Origin of the sequence: Peribacillus muralis (assembly GCF_001645685.2) — a bacterium.
Lineage (GTDB): Bacteria > Bacillota > Bacilli > Bacillales > DSM-1321 > Peribacillus > Peribacillus muralis_A.
The window spans coordinates 241,410-255,000 of the sequence record NZ_CP017080.1; the positions used below are offsets into that span (position 1 = coordinate 241,410).

Annotated in this window: 11 protein-coding genes (1 of these 11 running past the window's edge); 9 read left to right on the forward strand and 2 right to left on the reverse strand. The window is 42.1% G+C overall.

The genetic code is table 11. The annotated features are described in order from the left end of the window. Positions 1-7 precede the first annotated feature (7 nt). From ABE28_RS01220 to ABE28_RS01260, 9 genes are all read left to right on the forward strand, one after another. A complete protein-coding gene (locus ABE28_RS01220; RefSeq protein ID WP_064462204.1) occupies positions 8-487 on the forward strand; it encodes a MarR family transcriptional regulator in 480 nt (159 codons plus the stop codon). Between the two features lie 99 nt (positions 488-586). Beyond that, positions 587-1,432, forward strand: coding sequence for an iron uptake system protein EfeO (gene efeO / locus ABE28_RS01225; RefSeq protein WP_064462205.1), 846 nt, complete (start codon positions 587-589; stop codon positions 1,430-1,432). Next, entirely contained in the window at positions 1,433-2,719 is a 1,287-nt protein-coding gene (gene efeB / locus ABE28_RS01230) for an iron uptake transporter deferrochelatase/peroxidase subunit (protein ID WP_064462206.1), read from the forward strand. Positions 2,720-2,805: 86 nt separating this feature from the next. Next, positions 2,806-4,560 (forward strand): FTR1 family iron permease, encoded by a 1,755-nt coding sequence (locus ABE28_RS01235; RefSeq protein ID WP_064462207.1) that lies wholly within the window; start codon positions 2,806-2,808, stop codon positions 4,558-4,560. An 837-nt stretch (positions 4,561-5,397) separates the two neighbouring features. Next, positions 5,398-5,769, forward strand: a complete 372-nt coding sequence (locus ABE28_RS01240) for a MerR family transcriptional regulator (protein ID WP_064462217.1) — start codon at positions 5,398-5,400, stop codon at positions 5,767-5,769. Positions 5,770-5,954: 185 nt separating this feature from the next. Continuing rightward, positions 5,955-7,253, forward strand: coding sequence for a hemolysin family protein (locus tag ABE28_RS01245; protein WP_064462218.1), 1,299 nt, complete (start codon positions 5,955-5,957; stop codon positions 7,251-7,253). Between the two features lie 279 nt (positions 7,254-7,532). Then, the gene (locus ABE28_RS01250) at positions 7,533-10,334 is read left to right on the forward strand and encodes a response regulator (protein WP_064462208.1); all 2,802 of its coding nucleotides are present in this window, start codon (positions 7,533-7,535) and stop codon (positions 10,332-10,334) included. Positions 10,335-10,362: 28 nt separating this feature from the next. Continuing rightward, entirely contained in the window at positions 10,363-11,196 is an 834-nt protein-coding gene (locus ABE28_RS01255; RefSeq protein WP_064462209.1) for a CheR family methyltransferase, read from the forward strand. A gap of 284 nt (positions 11,197-11,480) precedes the next feature. Beyond that, positions 11,481-12,623: a PP2C family protein-serine/threonine phosphatase gene (locus tag ABE28_RS01260; RefSeq protein WP_064462210.1), complete on the forward strand. Its 1,143-nt coding sequence runs from the start codon at positions 11,481-11,483 to the stop codon at positions 12,621-12,623. A 64-nt stretch (positions 12,624-12,687) separates the two neighbouring features. Here ABE28_RS01260 and ABE28_RS01265 read toward each other — a convergent pair whose 3' ends face one another. Together ABE28_RS01265 and ABE28_RS01270 are read right to left on the reverse strand one after the other, a co-directional pair. Beyond that, positions 12,688-12,858 (reverse strand): CsbD family protein, encoded by a 171-nt coding sequence (locus tag ABE28_RS01265; protein WP_064505141.1) that lies wholly within the window; start codon positions 12,856-12,858, stop codon positions 12,688-12,690. Between the two features lie 62 nt (positions 12,859-12,920). Beyond that, positions 12,921-13,591 carry the 3' portion of an alpha/beta hydrolase gene (locus tag ABE28_RS01270; RefSeq protein WP_064462211.1) on the reverse strand. It continues 106 nt past the right edge of the window, so only the last 671 of its 777 coding nucleotides appear in the window; its start codon lies beyond the right edge, outside the window; its stop codon occupies positions 12,921-12,923.

The window sequence follows — 13,591 nt, forward strand, 5'->3', positions numbered from 1 at the left end:
GCATTTTATGTCAAGCGGTAAAGAGGTAAATGTAGCTCTATTAGAGAGTTTGACTCATGGCTTGCAGCGGTTCGGAATGAGATCCGTTTTATTTCAACAAAACATGGCCCAAAAGATAGGGGTGACCCATACGGACCTGAAGACTGCAGAAATATTGAAAGAAACAGGCGCGATAACTGCAGGTGAGTTAGCAAAAATAACAGGATTGAGCACTGGTTCGGTTACTGCGCTAATCAATCGCCTTGAAAAATCCGGTTATGTAAAAAGAGAACAGGATCATAAGGATGGAAGGCGGGTCATGATTGCACCGATAACAGAAAGGCAGGAACAGATCAAATCGCATTATCAATCACTATCGGTGGCCACGCATGATTTATGCTCCGCCTATAACGAGCAAGAGCTGCTATTCGCCATCCAATTTATTGAGGATATCACAAATATCATGGATAAAGAAATCGACATATTAATGAAGGAGCGTGAAGGATAAATAATTGATATATCCACTTTCCATAAAAATTTATATTGATAATGATTTTCATTATCTGCTAATATGAATCTACAAATCATATTAAAGGGAGAATACATTATGAAGAAAGCAAAGGCTTCATTAGCAGTCCTGCTATCCACCAGTCTATTATTCGGATGTGCGCAGGAAAACGAAGGGACTAAGCCGGCAGATGACAAAGCCAAACAAAAAAGTGTGAGTAAGCTGGATGATGTTTCGAATGAGTACCGCGAATATGCGATCAATGAAATAGAAGAGTTTGTAAAAGCTACGGAAGAATTTACGGCGGCGGTATCAGCCGGTGATTCCAAAAAGGCAAAGGAATTGTACGCGCCAGCCCGTATGCATTATGAGAGGGCAGAACCGATTGCTGAAGTATTCGGTGACCTAGATCCGAAAATCGATGCACGTAAAGGCGATGTCAAGGATGAAGAATGGGGCGGGTACCACCGCATTGAAATGGGATTATGGCAAGAAAACACGACAAAAGGATATGAAAAGTATGCAAAGCAGCTGATGAGCGATGTCAATTTGCTTCGTGCCAAAGTTGAAACGGTTGAGGTGACGCCGGATTTATTGATCACGGGTGCAGTCGATCTATTGAATGAAGTTTCAACAAGTAAAGTTACAGGCGAAGAGGATAGGTATTCTCATACGGATTTATATGATTTCGTTGCCAATGTTGAAGGGGCCGAAAAGATTTTTGAATTGCTTACTCCAGCGTTAAAAGAAAAGGATGCAAAGCTTGCTGAGGAAATCCAACAGCGTTTCGACGAAGTATACGCTCTGCTTGAAAAGCATAAAAAAGGAGATGGATACATCTCATATACGGATTTAAAGAAACCCGAAGTTAAAGAGTTAAGCCAAGCGATCGATGCCTTGGCTGAACCACTTTCGCAAATAGGGATTGTAACGGAGGGATCATAATTGAAGGAAAATACGCCGAATGCTGAAACCGGGCTTTTCACTAAAAAAGTGAGTCGCCGCAATATGTTGAAAACGGCAGGAGTCGGTGGAATCGGAGTCGTCATAGGAGCATCTGGAATTGGCGGGCTGCTGACGCTCTCCGATACAAGGGCGAAGGGGCAAACGAAAGATATTGTCCCTTTTTATGGATCGCACCAGGCGGGAATCACTACTGAAACACAGGATAACTTGTATTTCGCTTCATTGGAAGTCACCACTGATAATAGATCTGACTTAATTCAGTTATTCAAGGATTGGACAGGGGCCGCTGCCCAGATGACGGCGGGAAACTTGGTAGGAGAAGCATCTCTTAATCCGAATATGCCACCAAGGGACACGGGGGAAGCGAAAGAATTATCACCCTCCAATTTAACGATTACCTTTGGCGTCGGGCCGACTCTGTTTTCAAAGGATGGCAAAGACCGATTTGGCTTGAAATCGAAAAAACCTGCCGAATTGAAGGATCTGCCCAAGTTCCCTTTGGATGCTCTGGAAGATTCATGGTGCGGTGGGGACATATGCATTCAAGCTTGTGCCGATGACCTGCAAGTCGCTTTTCATGCCGTCCGGAACTTGGTGAGGATAGGAAGAGGGAAAACGATCATTCATTGGGCGCAGACGGGTTTTCAACGGACTAAGCAAGCCGATTCGGAAAAGACGACACCGCGTAATTTATTCGGTTTTAAGGATGGCACGGGCAATCCGGATACGAATGATGGCAGTGAAATGAATGAGCATGTTTGGGTAAAGGCAGGGGACGGACCTGACTGGCTTGTTGGCGGCAGTTATATGGTGGTGCGCCGAATCCAGATGTATATCGAGGTTTGGGACCGTACAATATTGAAGGAACAAGAAAACACATTTGGGCGCCACCGGGACAGCGGGGCTCCAATAGGGAAGAAAAATGAGTTTGATCGTGTTGATTTGGAAGCGAAAGATTCAAATGGAAACCTGATCATCCCGGAAAATTCCCATATGAGCTTATCCAGGGGGGACGGAAAAGCAAAAATCCTGAGGCGTCCTTATTCATATGCAGATGGCATGGATCCCAAAACAGGCAGCTTCAATGCTGGTCTGCTATTCATTTGTTTTCAGCGAAACCCGAGTAAACAATTCATCCCCATACAGGAGCGTCTGGCAAAAAATGATAAGCTCAATGAATATATCGTTCACAGGGGAAGTGCGATGTTTGCTTGTTTACCAGGTGTGAAAAAGGGTGGATTTATAGGAGAGTCCCTTTTTGGATAAATTGAATTTCAAATTGGGACGTAAGATCGCCAGCGTGGATTTAATCCGGGTTGGCGATTTTAGTTCATGAATGAGGAGGGGCGAAAATGAACGTTTTTAAATGGAAGAGCGGGATAGTGGTTTTGATCATCAGTCTTTTATTTATTATGCCTGGTGTCAGAATGGTCTCGGCAGGTGAAAATCACGATCAGCTTTTTGTTTATATTGGCGATAGTTTAATGAAGGTAAAATCCGGCGAAGTTGGGCAGGTATCGAAAAACATCGATTCATTCGAGAAAGATTGGGAAACGATTAAAACGGACAGCGAAGGTGCGAAGAAAGTAAGCAAAGAGCTGCAATCCGTAAAAAGTGCCTTGAAAGATGAAGCGTCAACGGCTGAAATCAAAAAACGGCTTTCGGCATTATCAAGTGCGCTTGTCACCTATGACACGAACGAAAACCCCGTTGACAAGACGGACTATAAAAAACGGATACAATCTCTTCTGCCTTTAATAGATGAGCTGGACGCTTCGATAGCGGCAAAGGACTTCGATCAAGCTAACGTCCAATATGCCAACCTGCTGAATCAGTGGACAGAAGCGGAGGTTGTGGTCAGGGAAAAAAGTGTGGCTGCATATGGCGAGATTGAAACGAAAATGGCGTTTGTGCGGATTGCGATTACACAAGATCCTCCCGATCAGGAAAAAGGCAAGAAAAATGTAGCTGAATTAAAAGGACTAATGGAGGATTTCCTCGCTGGCAAAGTGGAAAAAGAAAGCAAGAAGACCACCTATTCACTTACAGATGTAACGCAGCTGCTCCAAGGAAGTGTAAGGAATATTGAAAAAGACGACATTGGTTCGGCCGTTGATCGTTTAAATGAAGTTTTAACGATTTGGCCTAATGTCGAAGGGGAGGTCTCTACAAGGGACAGCAAGCTTTACAGTGATATGGAAACGAAAGTCCCTACCGCCATCAGCCTCCTGCAATCGAAGAATATAAAGGCGGAGGAAGCAAAGGCGATCGTAGCTGATTTAAACACAAGATTACTGCCTTTGATTGATGATACAAGTTATACAACTTGGGATGCTGCACTGATTCTGTTAAGAGAAGGACTGGAAGCGCTCTTGATTGTAGCCACATTATTATCTTTCCTGAACAAAATCGGGCAAGCGGACAAGCAGAAATGGATTTGGGCAGGGGTTGGAGCGGGTTTAGCTGCCAGTTCCATATTAGCTGTCATCATCAACATCGTATTCTCACAGATCACGGCTGCATCTAGTCGGGAATATATCGAGGGAATCACTGGAATAATAGCAGTATTGATGATGTTGACGATTGGCATTTGGCTTCATAGTAAATCGAATGTCCATGCATGGAACCGATATATAAACAAGCAAATGAACGAGGCCATCGCGACGGGAAGCATCATCTCATTTGCTTTAATAAGTTTTCTATCCATATTCCGTGAGGGTGCGGAGACGATTATCTTTTATGCAGGAATGGCACCTTATATGGATATAAAGCAGCTGATAAGCGGGATTTTACTTGCCTTCCTCATTTTAGTGGTGATTGGGATCATTATGCTTCGCTATAGTGTGAAATTACCGATGACCATATTCTTTAAAGTGGCGACGCTACTCATATATGCCTTAGCATTCAAGATACTCGGAGTCTCTATCCATTCGCTTCAAGTTTCCCAAGTAATACCGACGAATGTGATCAGCCCCTTCCCGTTCATTGAAGCGATAGGTCTATATCCAACGATCGAAACGCTTATGCCGCAAGCTGTTCTGATTTTGTTGATCATATTTGCTGCTTATTGGGTTAAAAAGAGTAATTCCTTACGTACTTCAGGATGATCTATAGGTATATCGCTCGCATGGATAAAGGATGAAGAAGCCGATGAAAAAAACCAATATGGCTATGAGGGAGGCCATCCCGACCATCAAGGTGAACAGATAATCGATAACGGTCCAGTCAAGCTCCTAGGCACACGACGGCATTCGGCTGATTGAGTTGCTGCCGAATGTTCTCTCGGTATCTATTTTCGGAGGGTGTTTTTTCAAAAAGAGCTTTGCGAGGCCCATAATCGGGTTGACGATCTAAAAGGCCTGCTGTTTAAGAAATCAGTACTAACCACCTTCATGACCGGGTATATGAAGCTTTAGCATCTCGATATTTGACGCATTTTGAAGCAGTTTGATAAGAAGCAGAAGGAAGTAGTTATTTATAATAATTTTAATTTAGTATTGATTATAATGATGGAAGTGCTATAATGAATGAGACATCCAGTTTGAATGAGGAGGGGACGGTTAAATGGTAGCTAAAGTTTGTGAAACTTGCGGAACACCAATCAAAAAGCTAAAGCATTCCACCCTATGCCAATGCGGTCCTAAAATATTGAACGCTCAATTTTCTGTGAAAACAAAAAAATGAATAACATAAATATAGTTGAAAACCGATTATCCATTAATCGGTTTTTTTGTTTCCTGCAAGGTAAAAGATCAATAGAACAAAATAATATCCGGATTATCCAACAATATTATTTTTCATTTCAGTTTAAATAATGTACGATTAGAGAATAAAATAAAACGTCAGGATGCAAGGGCACGAGTTTAGGATGCCCAAACCATCACGCGACGGTTTGGAGGGGTCATATTGGGAACGAGACATTAAAAATTGGCGAGTTGGCGGAAATGGCGAATGTCACTAAACGAACCGTTGATTATTATACGAACCTAGGCTTGCTTAAAGCAGAACGTTCCGCCTCCAATTACCGTTACTATTCACTCGGTGAACTGGAAAGGCTTCGCCTGATCGAGTGTTATAAGCAGAAAAACCTTTCACTTGAAGATATAAAAGAATTGTTTAAGCAAGACATGGAAGCTGCATCAGCGATCGAGGAGACTGGGCTTAAGCTGAAAAATAAAATGGATGGCTTGAACGAGGAACTTCAAGAAGTGATCAGTTTGCTTAAAGAAGATGAAAAAAATGAGCTTCTTCTTAAAAAACAGATTTCCCATGAAAGCATGGCCTTAATCCAATCATTATTAGTGTTACTGGTATGATTGAAATTTATCCCCTATAGTTTGGCGCTTAAAGGTGCATAATAACGAAATAGGCTAAATGGTTTTGGTGCATGCATTTAATAATGAAACTAACCATTTATACAGGAGGTGCTTGGGATAACACCGTGCATGTCCAGTCCAGTTGTCTTAAAGGATTGGCACCTTGCTTGGTCCGCCCGCACATATTGGAGATTTTTATAAAATTATTAGCAGTAGCTGTATTAATAGGATTAACCGCATTTTTCGTTGCCTCGGAATTTGCCATCGTCAAAGTCAGAAGTTCCCGAATCAATCAACTGATTGAAGAGGGGCATAGAAGCGCCTTGGCCGCCAAGAAAGTGACGACCCATATCGATGAGTATTTGTCAGCATGCCAATTGGGGATTACCGTAACGGCTCTAGGATTAGGGGTGTTGGGTGAACCGACCGTAGAGGCGATATTAAAACCATTGTTCACTAAATGGGGGCTTGAAGAATCCGTAAGTCATATCATATCCTTCGTAATCGCTTTTGGTTCAGTGACTTTTCTTCACGTAGTCGTCGGGGAACTGGCGCCAAAAACCGTAGCGATTCAAAAGGCGGAGGAGGTTACCTTACTTTTCGCAAAACCGTTAATCCTTTTTTACCGTATTTTATACCCGTTCATCTGGTTGCTGAATGGTTCTGCCCGTCTTCTGACAGGCATATTCGGATTAAAGCCTGCTTCTGAGTCGGAAATGGCTCATTCTGAAGAGGAACTGCGCATCATTTTATCGGAAAGCTACAAAAGCGGTGAAATCAATCAATCCGAATACAAATACGTCAATCAAATATTTGAATTCGATGAACGTATAGCGAATGAGATCATGGTCCCCCGTACGGAAATGACCGTTATCGAAAAGGGCATGCCGTTATTGGAAGTTGTTGAACTGATCCAAGAAGAGCAATATACGAGATATCCCGTCATTGATGGTGATAAGGATAATGTCGTGGGCATGGTCAATATCAAACGTCTATATACGGCCACGATTACAGAAGAGAATGTATCGGCATTGACGGTTGATTCGTTTGTGACGCCTGTCATTCGCGTGCTTGAAACGATCGCGATTCATGATCTGCTGCTGAAGATGCAGAAGGAACGGATTCATATGGCTGTATTGACCGATGAATATGGCGGCACGGCAGGCCTTGTTACAGTTGAAGATATACTTGAAGAAATAGTTGGAGAAATTCGTGATGAATTTGACCAGGACGAACGTCCGCTCATTCAAAAAATGGATGAGGGTCATTATCTTTTCGATGCAAAAACCTTGATTGAGGATGTCAATGATACGCTTGCCATCGATTTACCGGAGGAGGATATCGATACACTTGGCGGATGGGTGCTGACTGGAAGGTTCGAAATTGCAGTCGGCGATAAAATGGAGTACGCCGGATATGAATTTACCGTTAAAGAAATGGATGGACACCATGTATTATATGTTGAAGTGAAAAAAATTCAATAATCGACTCACGATAAAAGCCGAAAGTGGACACTTTCGGCTTTTATAATGTGGAATTAATCTGAGGTAAATATGGAAAATGAATTTATGTAAAATAATTATGCAGATAACCATTTTCACTTCAAAGATGTTAAAATGGAGCTTGAGCAATGAATCTATCTATATATCATTTTTATAAATGGGAAGCATATAATGAAATTTCTTCAATGATAGTGAAGATTTATCTTGCAATGCCGTTTATTTCTGGCTGGTCATAAATAAGTACTGAAGGTGGGCGGGAAAATGGGTTTTAAGAAGAAGCAAATGTTAGGGTTCGGTTTAATTTTGCTATTCTTGGCGATATTACTTTCTTTCATGATGTTTACGCTTAACAATTTAAAGAGCAGCATGACTGAAATAGTCGAAAATCGCTATGAAAAAGTTCAATCCTCAATGGAAATCCGGCAGCTTTTTTCAAGGTCGGATCGTGAAATTTTGTTTGCGGCCAATGATGCAAACAAGGAAGAACGAGCCGCAAGCCTTGAAATCATCAATGACAATCATAGTTTGATTGAATCCAAGGTTGCCAAGCTGTCAGGTACGTTAAATAAGGTGAAGGCAAAGCAACTATTGAAAGAGTTCGAAACGCAATATGCATCATATTCGATAACGGAAGCGGAGATCCTGCAAAAGATAAAGTCAGGAAACACTGGTGATAATGTCTCGAGCCTGATGAACGATCAAAGGGAAAAGCGAACGAAAGTCATCCGAACGATGGACGACTTTAAGGACTATCAAGAAGGTGTCATGAAGGAAACCTTGAAAAATTCGAAACAAACTTATGAAGACATGATCGGTTTCATTGTCTTTGCGGTCATTCTTAGCATTTTGGTTATTTCGATAACGATGGCTTGGATGATGCGCAGCACGTCAAAAGATTTGCAATCCATTACGAAGGTCATCAAAAATATCGACTTCAAAAACCTATCGGTTGTACCGAGAGTACCGGTGCGCACCAAGGATGAGATTGGCGATATTGCACGTTCCTTCAATGATATGGCGGAATCGCTTGAAGCCTATAATCGCAAAGAAAAAGATTTTACGGAAAAAATCAGTGAACAGAACTGGATACAAACCCGCGTAGCCGATATCGCCACAATGTATCAGCGTATCGTTGATGTCGAGGTTCTGGGTGATAGGTTCATTACAAGGCTTGCACCGATGATGGGAGCTTCAATCGGAGCGTTTTATGTCAAGCGGGGTGAGGGTCGCGATATGCGTTTCGTGAAGCTTGCAAGCTTTGCGGGAGATGGAGAAAACTCGGGAAGACGTGAATTCCGATTGGGAGAGGGCTTGATTGGGCAGTGCGCCCTTGAAAAGAAATCCAAAATCATTGAAGATATCCCTGAGGACTTCCAGCTGGTTACTACGGGGCTAGGGGAAGTCAGCCCGAAAAGCATTGTCATTGCACCAGTCCTTTTCGAGGGCGAAGTTGTGGCAATGGTCGAACTTGCTAGCCTGGAGACCTTTACGAAGCTGCAAAAAGACTTCCTTAATCAGGTCCTTGATACACTGGGTATCACGATTAATAGTGTTGAGGGCCGGATGGAAATCGAGCGCCTATTGAAGGAATCACAGGCACAAACGGAAGAATTGCAGGCACAATCTGAAGAGTTGCAATCACAGTCGGAGGAAATGCAAGCCCAATCAGAGGAGCTGCAAACCCAGGCTGAAGAGCTGCGGATGATCAATGAGCAATTGGAAGAGAGAAATCGTGAAACGGAAGACAAATCGAAAGAGCTTCAGGTCGCGAAATTGAACCTTGAAAAACAAGCGGAAGAATTAAAGCTAAGTTCTAAATATAAATCCGAGTTCATGGCTAATATGTCCCATGAGCTGCGGACGCCTCTTAATAGTATTTTGATACTGTCGGAAATGCTTTCCGATCCGAATGATAGTAAATTGAATGAGGAACAGCAGGAATTCGCTCGAGTCATTAACTCATCAGGCCAGGATTTACTGACCTTGATCAATGATATTTTGGATTTATCCAAGGTGGAAGTAGGAAAACTGGAAGTGGTATTCGACGAAATGAACATGAGTGAGCTTCCGGATTTACTGCACCGCAACTTTGATCACGTAGCGAAGAAAAAGAAGATTGATTTTATAATAGAAAAAGATAAAAATGTGCCTGACATCTTCTTTACGGATGAGCAGCGCTTCCAGCAAATCTTGAAAAACCTGTTGTCCAATGCTTTTAAGTTTACGGAAAAAGGTTCCGTTAAGGTCCAGATCAACAAAGCTGATGAAGAAAATGTAGCTCAATGGATACAAACTAAGGGAGCCAGTAATTGGGTCGAAATCAAAGTGACCGATACAGGCATCGGAATTTCAAAAGAAAAGCAAAAAATCATCTTTGAAGCATTCCAGCAAGGTGACGGAGCTACAATGAGGAAATACGGCGGCACGGGATTAGGTCTATCCATTTGCAGAGAGTTCGCTAAACTCCTGGGCGGATGGGTCGTTGTCGATAGTGAGGAAGGCAAAGGAAGTACCTTCACTTTCTTCATTCCAAGCATGCCGGAGGGCTTCAAAAATGTTGATGAAGCGATAGCTGCTTCTCCAGAAGTGGCGGCAGCGACATTCGAGGAACCAAGAGTAGCATTTGGCGTTCAGGCAGAACCGGCAGTTGAAGTGCAGGAGGAAGGTATTCAGGATAATTCCAAACCATTCTGCAATAAAACCGTCCTGGTCGTCGATGATGACCACCGAAATATATTTGCGCTCAAAAATGCCCTTAAGCATGAAGGGATGGAAATCCTGACAGCTGAAAACGGCTATGAGTGTCTGGATATTCTTGAAAAGGGAAATAATATAGATGTAATATTGATGGATATCATGATGCCGGGCATGGACGGTTACGAGACGATGACTAGGATTAGAGAACAGAATCAGTTCGAAAACCTTCCAATCATAGCGTTAACGGCTAAAGCAATGAAAGGCGATAGGGAAAAATGCCTGAAGGCTGGTGCCTCCGACTATGTCAGCAAGCCATTAAAAGTAGATCAGTTATTATCGGTTTTAAGGGTATGGCTGACTAATTGATTGATAGTACAGGTAAGGAAGGTTTTGCATGAAGGATACTTTAACGATTGAAGAGCGAGAAGATATAGAAATCGATTTACTGTTACAAGCCATTTATTCCGTTTCCGGCTTTGACTTTAGGAAATACATGCGTTCTTCAATAAAACGAAGAGTTGAAAATCGAATGAGACTTGATCATATTCGGAGAATAAGCGGAATGATTGAAATGGTTTTATATGAAAAAGGATATGTTGAGAAGCTTCTTAAGGATTTTTCGATAAATGTTACCGAAATGTTTCGCGATCCGGATTTCTTTAAAGCTTTTCGGATGAATATCGTTCCGCTCCTGAAAAACCTTCCGGAAATCAGAATTTGGCATGCTGGCTGCTCAACTGGCGAGGAAGCCTTTTCCATGGCCATCATCCTTAAGGAAGAGGGGCTTTATGATAAGGCGAGGATCTATGCCACTGATATGAATGAAGACGTCCTTAGACATGCAGAAAAAGGGATACTGCCCTTAAATAGAATGCAGTCCTATACGAAAAACTATTTGCATGCCGGCGGTAACCAAGAGTTTTCGGAGTATTACACAACCGATTATCAATATGCCTATCTTGACCCGAACCTTCTGAAAAACATCGTGTTTTTCCAGCATAATTTAGTTACGGATGGTTCGTTCAATGAGTTTCATATCATCATGTGCAGGAATGTGATGATTTACTTTACCAGTGAATTGCAAACCTATGTTAATCAGCTGTTTTATGACAGCCTATGCAAAGATGGCTTCCTTGCGGTTGGCAGCAAGGAAACTCTCCATACTTCCTCCTTTTCGGAAGATTATGAGGACTTTGACGCAAAGGAACGGATTTACCGGAAATTATAATAAAGAGTCCGCCTCGATGCGGACTCTTTATTTTTTATTTAGGATTTTGGCGATTTTCTTCATTTTCTTTGCGTATTTATGTTTATGACTTAAAAAGACGGGGTATATGTAGTCAGTTAGTCTGCAAGTCGATTTGCCATCATCGCTTTTTAATATTAAATGAGTCTTAACTTCGTTATAATAAACATAGAAGCATCCCTGTAAGGGGAGATTTATTAATATATCGATCCATAAATTAAAGATGAAAGTTGCCGCTCGATATAAGCCAAAAGGGGAATGAAAGAATGACGATTTTAATCGTAGATGATAACCAGGTTAACCTTTTCGTTATAGAAAAAATTCTAAAGCGGGCTGGCTATACGGATTTTCTATCATTAACTTCAGCTGTTGAGATGTTTGAATATTTACAGGTGGACAGTCCACAACCTAAAGAGACTTCCGTTGATATAATTTTACTCGATATCATGATGCCGGACATCGATGGGATAGAGGCGTGCAGAAGACTGCAAAGCATCCCTCATCTTAAAGATATTCCCGTGATTTTCGTGACCGCACTTGAAGATTCAAATAAGGTGGCCGAGGCACTTGATGTGGGTGGAATCGATTATATAATGAAGCCCATCAATAAAATAGATTTGCTTGCAAGGATCCGTGTTGGCTTAAGGCTTAAATATGAAAAAGATTGGCACAAGATGCAGGATGAAAAAATTCGAAATGAATTGGATCTCTCCATGCAGGTTCAAAGCAGTTTGTTAAGTGAACCCATTCTTAATGAAAACTTAACGATCAAAGCTTCATATTTACCTGCAAATAAATTAGCGGGGGATATGTATTACTGGCATCGAATAGATGAAAATCGGTATGGAATCATCCTATTGGATATGATGGGGCATGGCATATCCTCTTCGCTCGTTTGTATGTTCATTTCTTCCGTCCTAAGGGATGCAATCAGGACCCATTCCGATCCGGTGGCGGTCATCAGTGAAATGAACCGCTGGATGAACACGCTCAATAAAGAAGATAACCAAGTGCATTATTACTTTACTGCCATTTATATGATCATTGATACGGACCAAAAAACAGTGGAGTATGTCAACGCTGGACATCCGCCGGGCTTTGCACTGATGGATGAGGGTAAAGTGGCCTCGCTTTCAAAAGGAACATGCCCGGTAGGTTTCTTTACCGAGATGAAAATGGAAAAATCGATCATTCATTATGAAGAGAGGATCCAAATCCTGCTCTTTACGGATGGAGTGATGGAGGCCATAGATGGCGAAGGGACGGATGGGCTGGATCAAATACAAGAAGCCGTCTCGACGAGGTGGTTGGAATGTAAGGAAACGGCTCCGCTTGATTTTGTCATGTCGCCGGAAATGCAGCGAGATCAACCTGATGATATGTGTGTTGTTGTCATTCAGGCTAATTGAACGAACGAAGAGGCGGCAGATAATCTGCCGCCTCTTCGTTTTGCGAGCGGGGTGCTCGTGTATTTTATTTATTATTTTTTAATTTGCCAAGACCTTCTTGAAGATTGCCCTTTAACTTATCGATTTTACCTTCTGTTTGTAATTGAGGATCATTTTTCGCGTTCCCGACTTGGTCTTTCGTTTCACCTTTTACTTTATTTACGGTACCTTTTACTTTGTCTGAAAATCCGCTCATTATGTTACCTCCTTTTTTCTTTATATCCTATATATACCCGTGCATTTCAAGAGTAAACACTTTTATTTGGTTAAAGAGGTCAGTGGAACACTCTTTGCCTGGTTGGTGTGTTTTTGGATGAATCGATAAGATGTTTCGATGATGTAATCTTTATCATGATCAAGCGATGCCACGTGATAGGAGTCTTCAAGGGAAATCAGTTCCTTATCATCGGACAGGACAGTTTCGTATATGTGATGGGAGCAGCTGTCTGGAACAACGTGATCCTCTGGGGAGTGGAAGAGCATGAATGGGCAAATGATCTTTTGGAGTTGTGCATCGGTATGCTCCATGATTGTAAGTAATTGATTAACCGCTTTTATTGGAACCCTGTCATAAGCGATCTCTTTAACATTATCGGCTTTTATGTCAGGTTTGCCTTCAAGGATGAAGCGCGGGAAGGATTTGTTCCGATATTTTTCATAGTCCGGAACTTGGAGAGCTGCATTGATCGTGATAATTCCATCACAAGCCACCTTTGTAGCCAAATCGATGACAAGAGCACCTCCCATTGATTGCCCGATAGCGAATACATTCGTGCATCTCTTCTTCAATTCTGCAAAAGCCGTTTCAACCTCTTGAATCCATTCCTGATAATGGCAAGCTTCCATTTCGAACTCATCCGTTCCGTGGCCTGATAAACGAGGGGCGAAGACGGTGAATCCTTTGGCAGCAAAGCTTTCTCCTAAGTACC